This is a genomic window from Marinimicrobium locisalis, from assembly GCF_039822625.1.
In the GTDB taxonomy this organism is placed as follows: domain Bacteria; phylum Pseudomonadota; class Gammaproteobacteria; order Pseudomonadales; family Cellvibrionaceae; genus Marinimicrobium; species Marinimicrobium locisalis.
Map to the genome: position 1 here is coordinate 24,371 of NZ_JBDLLG010000025.1, position 20,172 is coordinate 44,542.

Genomic DNA, 20,172 nt, shown 5'->3' on the forward strand with positions numbered 1-20,172 from the left:
ATAAAAGGTGTTGGTTCGCCCACCTATTAGGCAGGGCGCTCAGTATACCCGTTTTTGCGATCCGTCCAATTGAGAACCATGACCGTCAGCGCCGGCAGCATTGTCAGCGTTACCAGTGCGGCCCCGACGATCCCCGACATCACGATGATACCCACACCCCGGTACAGCTCACTGCCCGCGCCGGGCAGGAACACCAGCGGCGCCAGCCCCATAATGGTGGTGATGGTGGAAATGGCGATGGGGCGCAGACGCGAGCTGACCGCTTCGCGCACCGCGTCAACCGGCGTCATGGCTTCCTCTTTGAGGTTACTGATGGCCCGGTGAACAATCAGAATAGGGTTGTTCACCACGGTGCCCATCAGAATCAAAAAACCGAGCATGGTAATCATATCGAAAGGTTGGCTGAAGCCTCCCAGGCCCAGCGCGGCAAACAGAGCGCCCAGGCCATTGAGCAGGGCCAGCCCGGCAATGCCCCCGGCGATACCCAAGGGGATAGTGGTCATAATCAGCAACGGATAGCCCCAGTGGGTAAAGATGGCCACCATTAGCAGATATACAATCACCAAGGCCACCAAGTAGTTGTTGCTTAGGGACTCGCGCGTGGCATCGAGCTGGTCCGCCGCACCGGAGATGTTCAACGTGACGCCCGTGGGCACCTGCCCGTTATCCTGTAGGTGTTGGACTATGTCTTCCCGTACGCGCCGCACCCCGGTCTCGAGCGCCACCGAGCGGGGCGGAATAATGTTCAACGTTACGGTGCGGCTGCCATCAAGGCGGCGTATGCTGCTGGTGTCTACCGTCTCTTTAATGCTGACAATATCGGCCAGTGGCAGAGCGCCGTGACCGGGTACATAAGTCACGATGTCATTCAGCGTGTCCACGGTAACGCCGGGCCCCTGTTCGTTGTACAGGTACATATCAATTTTGTCGTCGGCCCAAAAGAACTCGTTGACAAAGGCCCCGTCGGTCAGCGCTGAGACAGTGAAACCCACATCTTCCGTGGTCAAGCCGAGCTCGGCGGCTCGCTCCCAGTTCGGCCTGACTTCCAGTAGCGGTTGGGCCAGTGAAAGGCTACCCGGGCGGGTCTGGATGCGCGGGTTATCAAACACTTCTTCGGCGCGGGCATAGGCGGCCCTGGCCACTTGGAACAGGTCGGCGAGCTGCGGGCCTGACACATCGAGATTGACACTGCGGGTCCCGCCGTCGTTGCTGCTGATAATCGAGCCGCGGGCAGCGAAGGCACGCATGCCCGGGTAGCTCTCGTACTTCTCCACAATGGCGTCCATCAGCGGTTCAATGTGAGAGGGGTCTTTGGATTCGGTGATGATACGCAGGCTTTGCGGTGAAATGCCCATGTTCACATATTGCATGGCCGGCACGTCAGCTTCCCCGGTTTCAAATGCCGAGGGATCGTCATCCACGAACTGCATGAAGTACTCCTGGATTTCCAGGCCGATGTGTTCCATGGTTTCCAGATTGTAGCCCGGGGGCGCATTCATGGAGGCAAAGGTTTTGGCTTCCTCACCTTCGGGCAGGTACTCCGCCGGCGGAGTGAGGAACAGGGCAATGGCCCCGCTGGTTAACACGGTAATCAGGATGCAACTGATCCGCCGACGGGGCGTGGCGATCAGCCAATCGATTCTATCAGTGATACGTTTCTGCAGAGGATGCGCAGCGTCGCCGGATGAGCCGCTCTCGGATGAAGCACCCCCCTTGAAAGACAGTCTGGCGCTGGCGGTCGGTATAACGGTAATGGCGACCAGCATGGAAACCAGGATGGATGCCGAGATCGCGATGGCCACATCGGAGTACAGTTGGCCGGCTTCTTCCTGAATAAACACCACCGGCAGAAACACCATGACCGTGGTCAGGGTGGAGGCCAGCACGGCGGGCCAGACTTTTTGGACGCCGGCCAGGGCTGCCTCCATTTTTTTCAGGCCACGGCGCCGCTCCAGCTCAATGCTTTCGAGCACCACGATGCTGTTATCCAAGGTCATGCCGATGGCAAAGGCAACCCCCGCCAGGGAGATGACGTTGATGGTTCGCCCGGCAATCAGCAGCCCGAGAAAGGCGGCGATGGTACAGATGGGAATCCCCACCACGCCCAGGGCGGTGGCGCGGAACGACCGTAGGAACAGATACATGACGCCGGTCGCCAGCAGGGCACCGAGAATCAGATTTTTCCAGACATTGAAAATGGAGTCCTGAACGTACACCACATCGTCGGCGGTGCGTTCCAGAATCATGCCTTCGGGGTTTAGAAGGTCCCGGTTCACAGCGTCGACTTCCTTCATCATCGCCTCCTTGATGGCGATGACATTGGAGCCACTTTCACGGCGCACCGATACGCTGATAACGGGGCGTTCGTTCACATAGGATTTTTCCCGAACTTCGAAGTGGTCCAACCGAACGTCGGCCACATCGGACAGCCGGGTAATGCTGTCGCCGCTTCGCGCGATGATCAGTTCTCGCAGGTCTTCCAGGTCCTCGAACCGTCCCATGGTACGGAGCAGGTAACGTCGTTTGCCGCTTTCCACCTCGCCTCCGGAGAGGTCCCGGTTCCGCTCGCGAATGGCAGTGCTTACCTGCCTCGGCGTCAGTTGCCGCTCGGCGAGGCGGTCCGGGTTCAGCATGATCTGTATCTGCCGTTCGGCGCCGCCGCCGACGTTGATCTCGGAGACTCCGGGCACGCCGGACAGGCGCGGGCGCACATTGTCTTCGACGTAGTCGCGCATCATCACCATATCCAGCCCCCGAGGGTTTCCCTCAAGTGGTGAGATACGGAAGTACATAAACGAGTTGGCTGAAAAAGAGGTGGCGAAAACCCGGGGTTCGTCCACGTTTTCGGGGTAGGAGGGGACCTGGGTCAGGGCGTTGTTAACCCGAATCAAGGTTTCGGTGATGTCCACCCCGAAAGGGAACTCAAGTTCAATCTGCGCTTCGCCGAAGTTGGCACTGCCTTGCATTTCCGCCAGGTAGGGAATATTGCGCAAATATTCTTCCTGCTCGATCAGAATTTCCTTTTCCACGTCCTGGGGAGTGGCGCCGGGCCAACTGGTGCGGATGGAAATAGTCCTTACTTCCAGGTCCGGGATCATCTGCACGGGGATGCGGGTGGCCGCCAGAATACCCAGTACACAGATAATCAGTACGGTGACCGTGACCAGAATGCCGTGTCGGATAATTTGAGAAAACATCGCTTACTGCTCCCCGATGGCGGAACCGTGCTCTTCAATGGACTCCGGCAGCACCTGTTGGCCTTCCTGCAGCGCTTCGTTGCCCCGGGTAATGACGACGGCTCCGGCTTCCAGGCCCGAACGGATTTCCACCCAGCCCGAAGCGCTCATTCCGGTCTCTACCTGTTGCTCCCGTACGGAGCTGACCTCCCCCTCGGAAGGTTCGGTAATGACCCAAACGGTGACGCGGCCGTCGGGGTAACGAATCAAGGCATCTCGGGGCACGGCGATGCCGGTTTGCCCCGTGTTCAGGCGCAGGGCGCCGGAGGCGGACATGCCGGGAATCAGCGTGACGTTCTCATCCTCCGGTGCGCTCACCCGAAGCAGAAAGGTGCGGGCGCCGCTCTCGCTAAGGGGGACCTTGCGGTGAATAGCGGCATTGAAGGTGCGGTCCGGATAGGCGTCGAAACGCAAGTCCATGTTCGCGGAAGGATCAACTTCGGGGTAATACCGCTGAGGGACCTGGAAGTGAACCCGCAGGGGGCTGATGGCGACCATATCCACCAAAGTGTCGCCGGGAGTGACCCATTCACCAAGATCCACAAGCCGGGCGCTGATCACACCGGTGTAGGGCGCCCGTACCCGGTGGCGCTCGAGTTCGGCTTCCAGGCGCGCCAGGTTGGCGCGCGCGGCATCGCGGGTCGACTCCTGAACACTGACTTGGGCTTCCAGCGTTCGGACCTCGCTGGCGGCGATAGCACCGCTTTCCAGATTCTTCGCTTCGGTGAGTCGCCGCTGACGGTCTCGCAGCTCGGCTTCCGCCCCTTTGAGTTCGGCCTGGGCACGGTCCCGGTCGATGCCGGTCAGTTCCGGGTCCAGTTCCAGAAGCAGGTCCCCTGTTTCAACGGTATCGCCAATATTGGCCTCAATGCGATGAACAATGCCTTCCACTTGGGGTGAGATTTGGGACTGGCGTTCGGCGTTGACCGAACCGGTTACCGGCACCGTTTCAATCAGCGGCTGCTCATTCAAACGCACCGCCTCGACCCGAGTGGCCTGCTCCGGCGATTGCGCCAACGCCGGGGCTTGAAAGAGTATAATTGTGCTGAGCGCAGTCCAAAGGAACCGCTGGGCGGTGTTCAGGGTCTTCATGTATTGAGGCTCCCGGTATCCGTGGTGAGGCCGAGTTTGTCACGGCTCGGTCATCGCTGTGACCCGAAATTATGGTACTGTTGGGGCATTCAGCGAACCCTTCTTCATGTAAGGAAGGGTAAAGTAAAGAGCAATACGGGTGGAACACTATGGCCGATCAATACAACCGGCGCAACGCCGCTTGGCGCGCGGCGCAAGACTGGCGCCAACGCGCCCAGTCGTCCGGGCGCTGGCGTGGGCCCAAGCTTTTCCTCGCCTGGTTGGTCTTCGGCGTGCTGATGGTAATGGGGCTGATCATCGCCCTGGTTTTCCTGCTGATCGGTTGGATAGCCATGCCCTTTTTGCGCCACCGTCTGCGCAAGCGTACCGAGCACATGCGAGCTCAAGCCCAGGCCGCCGCGGACCGCGCGGCGGGGCGTGGCGCCCGAACGGACCAGCGCGGGAACGTCATTGAAGGGGACTACTCCGTCGAGGAAAATCGAAATGAACGCTAACACCTTGGTTTGGCGGGGACGTACCCTCGGCTTTCTAATGTTCCTTTCTTCGATGCTATTGTTGCCCGGATGCGCTTTCTGGAAAACCGACATCAGCCGGGAAAGCTGGCCAAAGGAAGCGCCTCCTCGTTCTGTGTTTGAGGCCGAATATGCTGCCGACAAGAACAATCAGGCGGTGCAGAGCGAGGAAGAGTACCTGCTTTGGGTGAAGCGTTTCTATACCGGCTGGCGGCTTTACGGCGACGGTTGGAACGACCTGGTGCCGGAAGTGCTCTCGGATATTGAGGATCCGGACGTTCTCCAAGAGCTGGAGAATACGCTTTACACCATCGGCCGGGATATCGCCAGTGAGTGGGCCAAAGACACCGAGGACCGCCGAGTCCATACCCGGCATCTGTCAGTGTGGGGTAACGCCATGCGAGATGCCATGACCCGCGGTGAAACTGAGGAATTGATTAACAATATCGCTCGTGATGTCGACCGTCTGATGGATCGCCAGCTTACGGTTGGAGATATTACTTCGGGCCGTTACCACGAAGAAGACGAAGACGACGTTTTTCGCCCCTAGTGGCCGCGCCCGCCGCTCAAGCGGGCGTTTCCTCCCGATCCAGTTCTCTTAGTATGCGATGGACGTACTCCTGGAGCACGCCGGGCGCTTGCTCCAGGAGGCTGTCGAGGTCGCGGGCGTTGTCGCGGCCTTCCTCGCGCTCCTGCACAAACTGTTTGGCCGCCGCTTCCAACACCTGACTGAAAACCACCGGCTCCTCGAAATAGGCTTCCGGATGCGCTTTACAGTATTGGGTGAACACATAGAGCGCTTCGACTACGGCGCTTTTGTAGTAGGCCGGGTGCAGGTGCTGCGTCAGGCCATCGATCAGCTGCGCGAAACTCTCCTCCCCGGAGGTCATGGAGCTGCGCACCAGTTCGCAATCCAGTGTTGAGTCGTCGCTGTCCCGGTCCCCAAACTCCAGAATACTGGCGTGGGACAAACTTTGCCAAATGGCCTTCAGGAAGTCGTTGTCAAAACGAGTGATCAGCCCGCGGGCCAGGCGCCACTCAAACCAGTCCGCGTCCAGCGCGTGGTATTGCACCGCATCACTGATGGCGACGCTGTCGGACGCGGCGTTTTCAAAGGGTTTGCTGAGCTGAATGTCTTGGGAAAAAATTCGCCGTTGATAGGTAAGAATGTCCACCAACCGCTGCATAACGGTGGAGGGGGGCAGAATACCCAATTCATCGAGTGAACAATAGTCTTCCGTCATATGCCCCTGGCGCAAACACAGCTGCATAAAATTGTGCAAATGAATCGAGCGTAAGCCTTCGAACAACTCCGGACGAGTGCGAACAAGGGTGCCTATTTGGGCCAGCATCTCCTGGGCCAGTGTTCGTTCCACGGGGTCCTCGTAGGTTTTGAGAATGCCGGCCATTAACTCGTCATTATTGAGTTGGGCGCTGACCACAAACTGGTGCTTCTGATCCCCCAGAACGATTAACAGGTGGCGCACCGCCAGCACCGATAGGCTGCCCGCCAGATCGGGATGGAATCGATTGAGGGCGGCAAAACAATAGCGGGCGAGCAGCCAGTGGTTCAGTTCACGGGCACGGCGATAAAGCACCTCCAGCCACTGCTGCACGACAACGGCTTCCCCATCGTGGGTGCCCACCAGGTTGTCCAGCTCACGCTTGCTCAAAAACTCATTCAGTTGATGCTGAACCTCCACTTGTGCGCCGTCGGCCACTTGATCCCAGATCGCCTGCGCGGCGGGGTCCAGGTCGTCCCAGTGGCTTTGGCAGAGGCTGCAGGGCCTCGGCCCAAAGGGATTGAAGTCCATGTTGTCCACGCACAGGGAGTTGACCCGCGAGGCCCGGTAGGCCAAGTTCGCGGACGCATAGCCCACGTGCTCGTGTTCGGTGCGCAACTGCAGGGACCGGATCGCGGCGAACAGTTCTTCCACGTTGGGCATTTGGCACAGTTCATGGGTTAGCAGCAGCGTGAACACCGCCACTTCCTGGTTGATCCAGTGTTTTCGAATATGCTCGATCTCTTGCGCGAGGCTTTCGCTGAACCAGCGGGCATCGTATAACCGATAGTCGTCCTCTTCACTTTGTAACCAAGACAGGCTCAAGTAGACCTTGCCATTAATCTGGTAGGTTTGGGAGCTGGCCAGACTTTGCAAACGACGTGCGGGTCGGCCGGTGAGCCGCAGCGCCGCATTCGCCCCAACAGCGCTGTAGGCTTTGACCAGCTCCGGCGCCGAAAGCGCCACCAGCGGTTGAATATCCTGCAGGCTTTCGGCGATTACGCCGCTTTCGGACAGGGTCGCCTTGGTGGTTTCGTTGTCGGTCAGTACCACCAGAGCAATCTGCGACTTAATGAACTTGGTGGCTCTTCGGCGCAAAGCCAAGGGGTCCAAGTGATCCGGCTCAAGCAACCCCTCGTGCAAGATCAGCCCCGTCCAGTATAGGCTTTGAGCCCACACCAGCGGCACATTCTCATTGGCCACTCGCTTTTGAGAGCCCGGGTGTTTTTTCTCCGTGCCGATACACTCTTCGGGTAAATAGTAAAGTTCCGGCAGCAAACCGGTGTCGCCCACCTTCACCATAAGCGACTCAAGCCGCTCGCGGTAGTGCTGGGCGGTGGATTCGTTGCCGTCAAACAGCGCCTGTATGTAGAGGTAGGTAAAAAATAGCGGCCATTCGGATTCGATGTGCTCGAAGTTGACCAGCTCGGAGTGCTCATAATAGATGCGCGAGGTTTCCTCCACCGCCGTTTGGTGGCCGTCCCAAATAAAGCGTTTGCAGCCGTAGTGGCCGCCGAGCTTTGCCAGCACCTCATCGCGGGTCCGGGTCACCAGTTTCTCCCGGCTGACGGCAAAGGCGGGAAAGCCGATGATGCTCAGCAGCGCGCTATCCACCTCTTTCGAGACGGACTCCCGTGGCAGCAGGGAGGCCAAGGTGGTCCGCGCCAGGGAAATGGCGTCGGCGACGACGTGGATGGTTGCGCGCTGGTCGGCGTTGGGCCCAAACAGGTTGAACCCGTCCAGCGCTTGCAGTGCGGCCTTGGCCATGCCCACGGAGCTGGCGTTTATCTCGGTTTTGCCATTGTTAATCTTGTTGCCTCGCTCCCATATACCGTAGTCCGGGGTCCGATAGGCGCTGGAAATGTAGTACACCAGGTTCTGGACAAAGTCGACTTCCCCAAAGGTGGTGACGATGCGCAGGCCCGAGGCGGTCATCTGCGCCAACATTAGCAGATACAGCGAGGTGGCATCGATCTGCAAGTGCCCCCAGGCGTCATCGGCCACCACCGTCAGGCCCGATGCGGTATCATATTTGGCGTGCAGAGCGTCTTGTGGGGCGAGGGTGGATTTGAAGGTTTCCACCTTCTCCGCCTGGCGCATCATGGCCTGGAGCAGCCCGCGCATCAGCTTGATGGTGGCCTGCTCCATTTGATCACTGCGCTTCTTATCCCCCGCGTGGCGCAGAGCCATCCCCAGGGACCAGACACAAATGATGGAATAGACGTTGTCCCGAACCCAGGCGTCGGTGTAATCACCGTGGTGGTTGACGCTGGTGCTGGCCGGGAGCAGGCCCGTGACCGGGTGCTGGCGGCTGAGGATGACCGATTCAATCTCGTGAAATAACCGATTCAGTACTGACTTGCTTTTCATAGGCTTACGACACCAACCTGGGCCGAGCGGAAGAAAAAATGGGTTTTTGCCCTCTGGGCCGCTATTAATGCCAAGAAGCTCCGGCATTAATAGAGGTGCCCTTAGTATATTGATAGAATACCGCTGCCGATATGACAATACGTTGGCATCGGTAACCTTCATACAATTGCGAAGCACGATCTGTGCCCAGAGCACCCCAGGCACGGGGCACCGGAGTAACCTTTTGAGCACCCTCGCCCCCCAAACGCAAGACCCCGCGGCACAGGGTCCAGCGCCCCTGGAGGACCCACTGTACTACCTGCGCAACTTTGAGTGGGTGTTGGCGTGGGTCAGCCACCGCTATGAGGATTTGCTACCCGAACCAGAGCGGGACTTTATCCAGGCGGCGCAGGCCCTGCCCGGGGCGAGCCGGGGCCTTTTGGCTCGAATGGTAATGCGCAAGGGCGACCTGTTTCGGCCCGAGGCGCTCAAGTACCCCGAACTGGGGGACACCGTTTCTGTCGCCGAACCCCTGCGGCGCCAAGGCTGGCTGGATACGCAGCCGATATTGGCGCTGGAGGACCTGTTTCGGCTGGTGACCTGGAACAACCTTAAGGCCCCCTTGGCGCCCTGGCTCAGAGACCTCGGCCTAACCCCCTCAACCACCCGCAAGGGCGAGGCGCTGACACAGTTGCAGGCGCTTGCGCCGGAGCCTCGCACCATGGCCGGTTGGGGCCTGCCGAACCAGAGTGTCTGGCGACTGGAAGTCATGCCCCTCTGCGATCGCCTCCGGTGGTTGTTTTTCGGAAACCCTTACCAAGACTGGTCGGAATTCGTGCTAACGGAGCTGGGGTGGTACCAGTATGAACCGGTGGTGTTCGACGAGCGCGCTCGCGCGGTGCACTCGCGCACCGAACTGGAGACTTACTGGCAGCTGTTGGAGTGCCGCCGCCAGTGGCAAGAAGAGGAGTCGCCGGAAGCGGTGATGCCCCGGCTGCCTTCCGAGCCCAGCGACAACCCTTGGCTAAGCCGCCACTATCATCGCTTGCTGTTCAAATTGGGCCGCCACTGGGAGCGGGCAGGGGAGTGGGGGCAAGCGCGGGCGCTGTATGAGACCTGCACCTATCCCGGCGCCCGCGGCCGCCGACTGCGGGTATTGGAGCGGCAGGAAGCGTTTGAGGCCGCACTGGCGCTGGCGACGGAAGCTCAGCAAGCTCCTGAAAGCGAAGCGGAAGCCCAGCAGCTGGAGCGGCTGGTCCCTAGGTTGCGGCGTAAGCTGTTTAACGAGAAAGCGGCGAGGGCCGCAAGCCCGGAGGCCGAGCAAATATCCCTGGCTCTACCGGTCAGTGATGGGGTGGAGCAAGCGGTGCAGGCACACCTTAGCCAGCCCGAAGCACCGATTTACTACACTGAGAATACGTTACTTACCGGCGTGTTCGGGTTACTCTGCTGGGAGCCCGTGTTCCAGCCCGTGCCCGGAGCATTCTTCCATCCCTTTCAGCGGGGCCCGGCGGACCTGTACTGGCCGGAGTTTTACCAGCGCCGGGCGGACGCCTTTGACGCCTGCCTGGAAATGCTCGATGACGGACGCTATGTGGCACAGATCTGGCGTAATTTCCGAGAAAAGTGGGGCCGCCAATCGCCGTTTGTATTTTGGGGCGCGCTGGACGAGGAGCGACTGGCGCTGGCACTGGAGTGCATTCCGTCGGAGCACCTCAAATTGTGCTTCCGGCGCCTGTTGCACGATGTTAAAGCCAACCGTGCCGGCCTGCCGGATCTGATCCAGTTTTTCCCGAGCACCCGAGCCTACCGAATGATCGAAGTCAAAGGCCCGGGGGACCGCCTGCAAGACAACCAAAAACGGTGGTTGGCGTTCTTCCACCGCCACGAAATGCCCGTGGCGGTGTGCTACGTCACTTGGCGGGCTTCGGAGCAGGGCGAAGAGGGCACGGAATGACCGAGTCTTATCGGGTCTCGGTCCGGGCTCTGTGCGAGTTTACCGCCAAAACCGGTGACCTGGATCTACGCTTCACCCCATCCCCCACGGCCCGGGAGGGTATGGAAGGGCACTTGGCGGTGGCGCGCCGCCGGGGGGAGCAATATCAAACGGAAATCGCCCTGAGCGGGGAGTATGATGCGTTGACCGTTCGCGGGCGGGCCGACGGCTATACGCCGGAGATAAACCGTTTGGAGGAAATCAAAACCTTTCGGGGGGATTTGGAGCTGCTGCCGGAGAACCACCGGGCACTGCACTGGGCTCAGGCCAAAATCTACGGCTGGCTGATGTGCCAGCGGGAGGGGCTGGAGACCATTGAGCTGGCGCTGGTGTACTTCGACATCGTTAAACAGCAGGAAACCCTCGTTAAAGAATCCTTTAGTGCCAATGACTTAGAAGCATTTTTTAAAGCTCAATGTCACACCTTTTTAGCCTGGGCGAAACAGGAGTTGGCCCATCGTCGGGCCCGGGATAGCGCCGCTGAAGGCCTCCAGTTCCCCCACCCGGACTTCCGGTTTGGCCAACGCCCGCTGGCCGAAGCGGTCTACCGGGGCGCCGCCACCGGGCAGTGCCTATTGGCCGAAGCCCCCACCGGAATTGGTAAAACCCTGGGCACGCTGTTCCCCCTGGTTAAGGCCATGCCCACCCAGCAGCTGGACAAAATTCTGTTTCTGACCGCCAAAACGCCGGGACGAGCGCTGGCCCTTGGGGCGATTGCCCAGCTTGAGCTCCCCGAGCTGAGGACCCTGGAGCTGGTCGCCCGGGACAAAAGCTGCGAACACCCGGACAAGGCCTGCCACGGGGACTCCTGCCCCCTGGCTGAAGGCTTTTACGACCGACTGCCCGAGGCCCGGGCGGAGGCTGTGAGGGAGCCGCAACTAACCCAATCCCGCCTGCGGGATCTGGCTCTGCACCACGGCATCTGCCCCTACTACTTGAGCCAGGAAATGGCCCGCTGGAGCGACGTGGTCGTGGGGGATTACAACTACTATTACGACCAAAGCGCCATGCTTTACGCCCTCACCACCCAGCAACAGTGGCGAACGGCGGTGCTGGTGGACGAGGCTCACAACCTGGTGGAGCGGGCCCGGGGAATGTACTCAGCCGCCCTGAACCAGATTCAGTTCCGCGCCACCAAAAAGCAGGCACCCAAGGCCCTCAAAAACCCCTTGGAAAAGGTCAACCGCGCCTGGAATGCCCTCAACCGGGCCCAACCCGACGAGGAAGAGTTTGTCATCCAGGCCGAGCTGCCAGAGGACTTCAACCACAGCCTGCAGTTGGCCACCGCCGCCATCACCGACTACCTAACAGAACACCCCTTCGCGCTGGATAGCGATTTGATGCAGTTCTACTTTGATGCCTTGCAGTTCCTGCGGGTGGTAGAGCTTTTCGAGCCACAAAGCTTCCTGTGTGACGTGGAGTGGCTAAAGCCAAACCGGGGCCGGAAGGGGACCCTTGTCAGCCTGCGCAACCTGATTCCCGCCGAGCAGCTTAAACCCCGGTTTGAGGCGGCCCACAGCACGACGCTGTTCTCCGGGACTTTGCGGCCGGCCCGCTACTATCGAGACCTGCTTGGCCTGCCCGCCGATACCGTGGCCATGGAAATGCCATCGCCCTTTAGCGCGGAGCAGCTGCGCATTCACACTGCTCCCGACATATCCACCCGTTACCGGGACCGGTCCGCGTCCATTGCGCCCATTGCCCGTCTTATTAACCAACAGTACCGGGAAATGCCCGGCAACTACTTGGCGTTTTTCAGTAGCTATCAATACCTGCAGCAGGTACTGGAGGCGGTTCAAACCGAGTACACGGCGCTGCCCGTTTGGGCCCAAAACCGTCGAATGAGTGAGAGCGCCCGCCAGGAGTTTCTGGACACTTTTCAGGAAAACGGCCAGGGTATCGGTTTTGCCGTGCTCGGAGGCGTTTTCGGGGAGGGGGTGGACCTGCCGGGGGACCGCCTCATTGGTGCATTCATCGCCACCCTGGGGCTGCCCCAGGTCAACCCGGTCAATGAGGCCTTAAAGCAACGTCTCGATGAACAGTTCGGGCAGGGCTATAATGACACCTACCTCTATCCGGGCCTGAGAAAAGTCGTTCAGGCCGCCGGCCGGGTTATCCGCAGCGAGCGGGATCGGGGGGTGATACACTTGATTGACGACCGTTTCCGCTGGAAGCAAGTGAAGGATTTGCTGCCCGGCTGGTGGCCCACCTCGGGGTGGTGAAGTGGTAATGGGTTGTTGGGAATGCCCGACACATGTCGGGAAGGTGATAAAAGTAAATTAGGGAAAGAAAGGAAATAGAATGAAAGTTGTTATGCTAGCGGCGCTGTTGTGTTGGTCCGGGCTTGGCTTTGCGAGTGAGGTATTCAAGTACCAGGACGAAGACGGCAATTGGGTGTTTACCGATAAACGCCCCGCTGACACCGAGTTCGAGCTGATTGAGCTTGAGAGCCACGAAAAGTACACAATACGCCCCCGTTTGTATACCGAAAAGGTAGAAGGGCAAACCGCGCTTTTCGCCCAGAACCCTCTATTTGCGCCGGTGGAGCTGAGGGTCAAGTCAGACGATGGAGAGGTAACGTTTCAAGGAGTGATAGAAGCGCAGAGTGTCCAGCGCGTGTCCACTCTGGAAGGCCGGGAGCGCTATCGGTATCGCTGGGCTCTGGGTGACCCCAACGCGCAACACAGTTCCTTTTCCTACCACTTCCCCGTGACCCAGAAGGGCAAGTACCCAATCAGCCAGGGGGCGAACGGGCGGTTTTCTCACTTTGAGGAACCCAACGTTCATGCGGTGGATGTGGTCATGCCCGTGGGAACGGAAATTGTGGCGGCCCGATCGGGAACAGTGATCTCGGTGAAGGATGATTACCATATGAGTGGTCGGAATGGATACTTCATGGACAAGGCCAACTACGTCAGCGTACTCCATGAAGACGGCACCTACGCCACCTATGCCCATGCGCTGCTGGGCAGTGCTCAAGTGAAACCGGGTGACCAAGTAAAGGTGGGCCAGGTGTTGGCCCAATCCGGCTCCTCGGGCTTTTCCACCGGCCCCCACCTGCACTTCGTCATCCGGAAAAATGTGGGGATGAGAACGGTCTCGGTTCCCTTCACCGTTGCGAACGAGGCCGGTCAGAAGGTTCAGCTGAACAGAGGCACCGTGGTCACGAACCGGTAGTGGGCGCGTCCTTGCGCCCACTAAAGGCTGCCGGCTAAAACGCCGGCAGCTCGTCCAGGGTAATCACATTCTCGTGCTGGTAAACATGGACCTTGTGTTCGTTGGTGTTGTAATGCTCGCCGGTCCAAAAATTGTTTTCGTCGGTAACGCCGGCCTCTGAGCTGCCATCGTTCCACACCACAAACCACAACCACCAGGCGCCGTCGGTTTCCATCTGGTCCGGGTCGGGAATATTGCTGTTCTCGCTCAGGGCCACCATCTTGGTTTGCAGCGGATACTGTGCGGTTTCGTTATACACCTCGATTTGAGACTCGTAGTTCCGGGCCCCGTCGTAAATATCCGTACTGACAATATCCACATAGTCATCCCCCGGGTACCAACCCGCACTTTGTCCGTTCCACACCCAGATTAAATTGTTCAAGCCGTGGTATTGGGTCAGGCGATCGTAAAGGTGGCGCCACAGCACGACCTGCGCGTAGGCGGGCGGCACGCCGTCAGTGCGGGCACGGCCCCACCAGAACCAACCGCCCGAGGCTTCATGCAGTGGGCGCCAGAGTACCGGCACGCCTTCGTCTTCCAGCCGTTGCAGCTCTAAAGCGATATCGTCAATGTCATTTTGCATAGCGTTGAAGGCATCGCTCTGACTATCCAGTTCGCCATTGACGATTGGGATTTCAAAGTCGGTGTACTCGCTGTAGAACTCGGCATTACCGCTCGCCAGAGGGTCCCGCCAGTGCCAGCAGAAGGTGACCAGACCGCCGCGCTCCCAGTGGGCGATGGCTTCTTCGGTCTGCATCAATCCCGAGGTGGAGTTATAGGCATAATTCATAAAGTCATAGCCCATAATGGCCGGTGCCTTTCCGGTGTCGTCCACTACGCGCTGAAACATATCCGTGTCATCTTTCCAGGTTAGGTCTTGTTGCCCCGAGAGGGTCTTGCTGCCCCAGATGGACCGAAAGTAGTCATACACCGACTCCGCCGTGGCGGTGGCGCTCTCGTTCACAAGGTTTTCCGAGAGGGGAGTCTGTTCCGCGGTTCGATTGGTCGGACAAAAGCTTTCGGACACACAAATCTCACCGCTCTTATAGCCCCAGCTGGTGTTGTCCACGGAACAATAGGCCCAACTGCTGGTACCGATAATGCACCCCTCAAAATCTCCCCGATCCGGGTCGGCCTCAGAATTGCGCACAACGCAGGTGCCGTTGTTCTCCCAGCCCCAGCCATCGCCGTCGGGGTCCGAGCCGGCAGGTGTGCAATACGGGTCTCCATTGGAGGTTTCGGTGGGCCGGGAGGAGGCGCTGCTTGAGGCGGAAGTGCCGGCCTGACTCTCACTGGCACTGGCACTGGAGTTGGACGAACCGGCGAGGCTCTTTTCGCTGGCGCTGGCACCGCTCGCGGCGGTATCCGAGGCATTGCTGGAAGACTCGGGCTGGGCTCCGCCACCGCTGCTACCGCAGGCGGTCAACACCAGTGCTAAGCATAGGACCCAGAGAAGAGAGAGTTTTGGATAGGGCATGGAATATCTCCAGGGGATGTTATTGTTGTGTAAACAGTACGTTAACTGACAAATGTAATCGGTTACTCGGAAGTGTAACCGGTTTTATGGCGCAAAAAAAGTGGTTTTTGGAGAAAATCGTCAGTAGATCGGAGAAGAGGCTGAAGGAAATGCGCCCGGCCTCCCAGGGGGCGGGCGCGCTGAAAATGAGCCTCCCTCTGGCGAGAGAGGCTGCGGGTCGTTATTGCAGAGCCGGGGTATCCCAATTTACCCAGCGGTTAAAGTCCACATTAATGTTGCCATCGGTGCGGATCACGTCGGTATTGCCGTTGTTGCTGTCCAGAAGGAAGCGGGCAACGAAGGCATCCAACACATTCTGTTGGGAGGAGGGGAACTGACAGTGGCTGTAGCCCCCCATCTGGGATACAGCCATGTGATCAGACACGCCCAGCGCCTCCCAGATTTCCCGAGCCACCACTGCCGCGGTGTAGGTGCTCTCATTACCCAGCCATTCCATATCGGTGTTTTCCAGCACCAACAGACCCCGGGGTGCGACCAGCCCCAGCACTTCGTGGTGGTCAAAGGGCAGGCGGGTAGCGCTGTTGCCGAACTGAGAGAACGACTCCCGGAACCAGACGTTTTCGGTCACAATTTGGCTCAGGGTCTGAACGTTCTGCCCGTTCGCCTGCTGAGCATCCGACACTCGCCAGGCGGCCGAGCCACCGGAGCCGGACTCCTGCGGAACGGCCAGGCGAATGCGCTCATCCAGCGCCCCGGCCATCAAGGCACCTTTACCGTTGCGAGAGCAGCCGGTGACGGCGAGGCGGTCCGCATCGATATTCACCGAGGGAGTTGTTTCCAGCGCGTCAATCAAGCGGCTCACACCCCAGGCCCAGGCGGCCATGGCGCCGGCGGAGTGATTGCCGCCGTAAAGATCATAGAACTTACCCTGGCCACGAGCGTTCCCCCCGGCTTGCGAGGCGATGTCGTTGTTCGGGAAGGTGATCACCGCCACCCCTTGGTTGCGCAACCGGTCATTGTTCAACGAGGAGCCGCCCATACCGATAACGGCCGGGTAGGGCGGCTGGCCACCGTTGGGCAGGCTGATGTTGGCGCTAAAGGAAATGGACCCGCCGTTGTCTTGTACATTAACGGTAATGCTGGAGCCGTTACCGGAGCCACTGACCGTTGCGGTGGGCGCGGGCTTTTCCCCCAACTCATAACGTTGTAATTGAGCGCTAATTTCAGCACGGCGGCAGGTCCAGTCATCGGCGCTGGTTATATCCGTACCGTCAATGGTCCGGAACGGATCGGGCAAGCCGTTGATTGTCGTCAACTGGTTGTAGCTCGGCAGGGCGGGAATATTGCAGTGGCTGCCGGAGTTTTCACCATTATTGTCGGTGGGCGGCGGGGGTGGCGGGTCAACCGGGCCGGTATCGCCGTCAGTGGTCATCACCATATCATCGACATAGTAGGCGACCGTGTCATTGCTCGATTCCACATAAGCGATCAAGGTTGAGACCGAACCGCTGGCCGAGTGAGTATAAGTACCGCTTAGCTCAACCCAACCGGAGCTTGTCGCCTGCGTAGAGTTCAGGTTGATGTAGGTGTCGCCGCTGCCATCGGTGCGTTGTACCGTCAGGGTGACCTCAGTGGCCGGTTCATCGCTCATTAACCGCACCCAAGCGGAGATGCTGTACTCCTGCCCGCTATTGAGGCTTCCCAGTGGCATTGCAATGCCGTGCCAGTTGGCCGTGCGGTTGGCGGCGAGCACGCTGTAAATGCCGGAACGGGTTTGCGCTTGGCTCAGTTCAATGGAGCCGCCACGGCCTTCCCAGGGCGAGAGCGCGCCGCTTTCCACATCGCCGTTGCTCAGCAGGTTATCCGCCTGGTCTTCAGAAGACGCCGACGCCGAGCTACTGATGCTGGCGGTGCTACTCACACTGGAAGCGCTACTGGAGGCCACCGGACCTGAGACAGTGCCAAACCCGATGGAGCCGTCACAGTGCAACATCTCAGAGAAAGAGCCGCCGCCGCAGGTGTCGTCCCAGGCGCCGGTGTTGTCTTGTTGGTCTTCCGCCTCACGAACTTCACCATTAACAATGAGGTAATCCACCTGTACGTCCCGGTCGCCCGAGTCATTGGTGAAGGCTACACGCACCTCGCCCGAGGCGCTGGTGTTGGCCGAATAGTCCATCATGGCAGTGCCTAGGGTCCAAGTTTCAATGACACTTCCGTCAATTTCCAGGCTGACGCTTTCTTCCCCGGTCACGCCTTGCATACGGACCGTCAGGGTGTTGGCACCGTTGCCGGTGGAAGAGACGGCTGAAGAGGCAATGGACGAGGTAATACTGGAGGCGGCGCTTGAGGTCGATGCGCTACTACTGCCGTCACAAACGGAAACGACACCGCCGTCTCCAGTCTGGCCATTACACGTTGTTCGTCCAATACAGCTTTGTTGGTTCTCCCAGCCCCATCCCGAGTCTTGGTTTTGACACAAGGGCCGGGGGGCGTCTTGATACCACTCACACATTTCCGTGCATTGTTGCCCCGAGGCCACCAGTGGGGCGGCCGCGAGCAATAGCAGCGACAATGGCTTGTACAGCGCTATAGTTTTCATGACAGAAGTCTCTTATTCATTATTTCACTTATCCCCTATGCGTCGGAACGATCCGGCATCGCATAAGGGGGCTCGTGGTCATGGGAATAAATTGCCGCATGAGCCACAGACCATAAGCTGTCATGGAGACGTTGTTGTTGGCATAGTTATCTTTGTTTGCAGCTGACATTCTAGTGTATCAGTTAATCGCGTTATGACTATAAGCCAGGTGTAATGCCAATGAAAGAGTTATAGGCGCCAAGTATGAAATTTATTGGCACCTGTGGTAACGTTTCGGCAATTTAATCACTGCAAGAAACACAGGCTTCCCACTGAAAGACAAGGAGTAAAATGGATGTTGTCGACAAGAGTTACCCACGCACTGGCTATTGTGGCCGGGTTGGGGATCGGTTTCGTGGCCCCTACAATCCTCGGTTACACCAGTGCCATTCCTCTGTCGGGCACTTACATGAACTGGTTTGGAGAATGGTGGAAGCTGGGCCTGATACTGTGGGAGTGGCTTGTGGTGCGCGTGCCGATCTATGGCATTTTAGGCGCGCTTGCCACATGGGCGGTGGTCCGTACCGGACAGGTGCACTGGGGCATTGTCTGTGTGCTGGTCATACTGGCCGAACTGGCCGTGCTTCTGTGGATCTACCCCCGGCTGATCGGGCTGGAAGGCGCCACCCCAATCTTGCACGAATGGCTGGCCCTTCATCTGGCGGCGCTTATCCCCGGTGTTTTATTGGGAGGTTGGCTTGCGGGGCGCCGAGCCTAACCGAGCGCCTTTGAAGCCTATGGTTTGATTGATCTGAGGTTGCTCTTCAATGACGCCGAAGACAAGGCACCGAAGTGCGTATCCACCAGTTCGCCATCAGAATTAAAGAAATACGTGGAAGGCAAACCGTTCGCTCCTAGTTGCCGCATAGTGTACGACTGCTGATCAAGCAGGATATTATCCAGGCCCAGCTGCTCTTCCTCCAGGTACTGGTTGATAGTATTAGGACCTTCCCCCTGGTTGATGAAGAGAAACACAATGTCTTTCTCGGACTGCTGAGCGTCGGCCAGCACCGGCATTTCGCGTCGGCAGGGTGGGCACCAAGTCGCCCACAGGTTGATAACCATCGGACGCCCTTCAAATGGCTCCAGTGAGGTTTTCTCGCCATCAAGTGTTGTGAATGTCAGTGCGGGCAGGTTGGCTTGGGTGGTATACATCACGCCGATAATACCGGCCGTGGCCGCCCAGGTGCCGGCGCCGACGACAGAAGCCACTCCCAACGGCACTCTTAAAGTGGGGCGACGCCACGCGTAGAAAAGGCCCACAACGAGGGCGACTGCAAGCCCAGCCGGAAGGAAGAAGCCACCATCCCGGATATCCAGTATGCTCAACGGCTGTTCGAGATAGTCCTCCAGATACAGCAGTACAAACCCCACCCGTGCGCCCAACACGCCCAGAAACAGCATACTGCTAAGCGCCGGCTCCACGGCCACGTTCCGCCGCCGGCCCAAAAGCCACCCCACGAGCACCGCGGTGAAGAAAGCCAGAAAAAGCAGAACGACGTTCAATGAAAGGGCGAGGGGCCCAGCTGAAAGGGACAAAGGCTAATTCCTGTAACGGTTAATGGTCGGTCTTTTTCACACTCAAGGAGTGATGCTGGTTAGTCCAGACAATCACCCCTGTTGACTGAAGGACATTTGCTCGCAGTATTCCTTTAGCTTCTCAGGTAAATCCGACGGGCAGACCCCACACTGTTGGTTGCCCGGTACGGCGTAGTCAATGAATTTCGGGTAGGGCAGGTTGAGGTTTTCCATAATGCGCTGAAACTCTCCCAGTGAGATCTCCTTATTCAGCCGTTCGTTGCGGTCCTTTTCCTGGGCAATGGTGGACACTCGGCGCTGTTTATAGTCGTGGGCGGGATACACCAAGTAATCGTCGGGCAGGGCGAAAAGCTTTTCCTTCACGCTGCGGTACAGGGTTTCCGAGTCGCCGTTCTGAAAATCCGTGCGTCCACAGCCCTCGATCAACAGGGCATCGCCCGTGAAAATTCGGTCCTGAAACACATAGGCAAAGTGGCCATCGGTGTGACCGGGCGTGTGCATGGGGTCGAGCCGAATGCTGCCGACTTGAAAGGGCACCCCCTCTTCGATGCCCAGGTCGGTGCAGTCCAGACGCTCCATGGCTGGCGTGACGATCTGACTGCCCACCTTGTTTTTTAGCTCCAATGCCGAGGTAATATGGTCGGCATGAATGTGGGTGTCCACGGTATAGGCCAACTTCATCCCCAAACGGGACACTTCCTCCAGGTCTCTTTCGATGGAGTTGATAACCGGGTCCACCAATACCGCTTGCCCCGTCTCTTCGCAGCCCAGGAGGTAGGTGTAAGTGCTGGAAACCGGCTCGAACAGTTGCCGAAATATCATCGCCTGACTCCT

At 58.8% G+C, this 20,172-nt stretch carries 13 protein-coding genes; 6 read left to right on the forward strand and 7 right to left on the reverse strand.

The features are described 5' to 3' along the window. Positions 1-26 precede the first annotated feature (26 nt). Together AAE514_RS15380 and AAE514_RS15385 are read right to left on the reverse strand one after the other, a co-directional pair. Positions 27-3,197: an efflux RND transporter permease subunit gene (locus AAE514_RS15380; RefSeq protein WP_347332440.1), complete on the reverse strand. Its 3,171-nt coding sequence runs from the start codon at positions 3,195-3,197 to the stop codon at positions 27-29. A gap of 3 nt (positions 3,198-3,200) precedes the next feature. Then, a complete protein-coding gene (locus tag AAE514_RS15385) occupies positions 3,201-4,328 on the reverse strand; it encodes an efflux RND transporter periplasmic adaptor subunit (RefSeq protein ID WP_347332441.1) in 1,128 nt (375 codons plus the stop codon). A 149-nt stretch (positions 4,329-4,477) separates the two neighbouring features. Between AAE514_RS15385 and AAE514_RS15390 the strand changes: the two genes are divergently transcribed. Together AAE514_RS15390 and AAE514_RS15395 are read left to right on the forward strand one after the other, a co-directional pair. Beyond that, on the forward strand, positions 4,478-4,822 hold the full coding sequence (locus AAE514_RS15390) for a hypothetical protein (protein ID WP_347332442.1): 345 nt from the start codon (positions 4,478-4,480) through the stop codon (positions 4,820-4,822). Continuing rightward, positions 4,812-5,390, forward strand: coding sequence for a hypothetical protein (locus AAE514_RS15395; RefSeq protein WP_347332443.1), 579 nt, complete (start codon positions 4,812-4,814; stop codon positions 5,388-5,390). The genes AAE514_RS15390 and AAE514_RS15395 overlap by 11 nt, the downstream gene beginning before the upstream one ends. A 16-nt stretch (positions 5,391-5,406) precedes the next feature. On the opposite strand, the gene AAE514_RS15400 is transcribed toward AAE514_RS15395, so the two are convergent. Further along, complete coding sequence (locus AAE514_RS15400) at positions 5,407-8,493, reverse strand: phosphorylase b kinase regulatory subunit alpha/beta (RefSeq protein WP_347332444.1); 3,087 nt, start codon at positions 8,491-8,493, stop codon at positions 5,407-5,409. A 223-nt stretch (positions 8,494-8,716) separates the two neighbouring features. On the opposite strand from AAE514_RS15400, the gene AAE514_RS15405 reads away from it, so the two are divergent. The 3 genes from AAE514_RS15405 to AAE514_RS15415 all read left to right on the forward strand — a co-directional run bounded on the left by AAE514_RS15405 (position 8,717) and on the right by AAE514_RS15415 (position 13,645). After that, positions 8,717-10,429 carry a VRR-NUC domain-containing protein gene (locus AAE514_RS15405; RefSeq protein WP_347332445.1) on the forward strand — a complete coding sequence of 571 codons (1,713 nt, stop codon included), beginning with the start codon at positions 8,717-8,719 and terminating at the stop codon, positions 10,427-10,429. Then, positions 10,426-12,690, forward strand: coding sequence for an ATP-dependent DNA helicase (locus tag AAE514_RS15410; RefSeq protein WP_347332446.1), 2,265 nt, complete (start codon positions 10,426-10,428; stop codon positions 12,688-12,690). Before AAE514_RS15405 ends, AAE514_RS15410 begins: the two co-directional genes overlap by 4 nt. 79 nt (positions 12,691-12,769) lie before the next feature. Next, complete coding sequence (locus tag AAE514_RS15415; protein ID WP_347332447.1) at positions 12,770-13,645, forward strand: peptidoglycan DD-metalloendopeptidase family protein; 876 nt, start codon at positions 12,770-12,772, stop codon at positions 13,643-13,645. Between the two features lie 34 nt (positions 13,646-13,679). Here the strand turns inward: AAE514_RS15415 and AAE514_RS15420 are convergent, their stop codons facing one another. Next, complete coding sequence (locus AAE514_RS15420) at positions 13,680-15,161, reverse strand: glycosyl hydrolase (RefSeq protein ID WP_347332448.1); 1,482 nt, start codon at positions 15,159-15,161, stop codon at positions 13,680-13,682. A gap of 220 nt (positions 15,162-15,381) precedes the next feature. Beyond that, positions 15,382-17,760, reverse strand: coding sequence for a glucuronyl esterase domain-containing protein (locus tag AAE514_RS15425; RefSeq protein ID WP_430623908.1), 2,379 nt, complete (start codon positions 17,758-17,760; stop codon positions 15,382-15,384). Between the two features lie 334 nt (positions 17,761-18,094). Here AAE514_RS15425 and AAE514_RS15430 point away from each other — a divergent pair, with 334 nt between their 5' ends. Continuing rightward, positions 18,095-18,517, forward strand: a complete 423-nt coding sequence (locus tag AAE514_RS15430; protein ID WP_347332449.1) for a hypothetical protein — start codon at positions 18,095-18,097, stop codon at positions 18,515-18,517. 17 nt (positions 18,518-18,534) lie between these two features. On the opposite strand, the gene AAE514_RS15435 is transcribed toward AAE514_RS15430, so the two are convergent. Then, on the reverse strand, positions 18,535-19,338 hold the full coding sequence (locus AAE514_RS15435; RefSeq protein WP_347332450.1) for a prolipoprotein diacylglyceryl transferase family protein: 804 nt from the start codon (positions 19,336-19,338) through the stop codon (positions 18,535-18,537). A 72-nt stretch (positions 19,339-19,410) separates the two neighbouring features. Then, complete coding sequence (locus AAE514_RS15440; RefSeq protein ID WP_347332451.1) at positions 19,411-20,160, reverse strand: MBL fold metallo-hydrolase; 750 nt, start codon at positions 20,158-20,160, stop codon at positions 19,411-19,413. Positions 20,161-20,172 lie beyond the last annotated feature (12 nt).

What these genes read in the sequence shown, in the direction of transcription:
- AAE514_RS15380 (WP_347332440.1), bottom strand. Translation starts at nt 3,197, where the DNA reads ATGTTTTCTCAAATTATCCGACACGGCATTCTGGTCACGGTCACCGTA.
- AAE514_RS15385 (WP_347332441.1), bottom strand. Translation starts at nt 4,328, where the DNA reads ATGAAGACCCTGAACACCGCCCAGCGGTTCCTTTGGACTGCGCTCAGC.
- AAE514_RS15390 (WP_347332442.1), top strand. Translation starts at nt 4,478, where the DNA reads ATGGCCGATCAATACAACCGGCGCAACGCCGCTTGGCGCGCGGCGCAA.
- AAE514_RS15395 (WP_347332443.1), top strand. Translation starts at nt 4,812, where the DNA reads ATGAACGCTAACACCTTGGTTTGGCGGGGACGTACCCTCGGCTTTCTA.
- AAE514_RS15400 (WP_347332444.1), bottom strand. Translation starts at nt 8,493, where the DNA reads ATGAAAAGCAAGTCAGTACTGAATCGGTTATTTCACGAGATTGAATCG.
- AAE514_RS15410 (WP_347332446.1), top strand. Translation starts at nt 10,426, where the DNA reads ATGACCGAGTCTTATCGGGTCTCGGTCCGGGCTCTGTGCGAGTTTACC.
- AAE514_RS15415 (WP_347332447.1), top strand. Translation starts at nt 12,770, where the DNA reads ATGAAAGTTGTTATGCTAGCGGCGCTGTTGTGTTGGTCCGGGCTTGGC.
- AAE514_RS15420 (WP_347332448.1), bottom strand. Translation starts at nt 15,161, where the DNA reads ATGCCCTATCCAAAACTCTCTCTTCTCTGGGTCCTATGCTTAGCACTG.
- AAE514_RS15425 (WP_430623908.1), bottom strand. Translation starts at nt 17,760, where the DNA reads ATGAAAACTATAGCGCTGTACAAGCCATTGTCGCTGCTATTGCTCGCG.
- AAE514_RS15430 (WP_347332449.1), top strand. Translation starts at nt 18,095, where the DNA reads ATGTTGTCGACAAGAGTTACCCACGCACTGGCTATTGTGGCCGGGTTG.
- AAE514_RS15440 (WP_347332451.1), bottom strand. Translation starts at nt 20,160, where the DNA reads ATGATATTTCGGCAACTGTTCGAGCCGGTTTCCAGCACTTACACCTAC.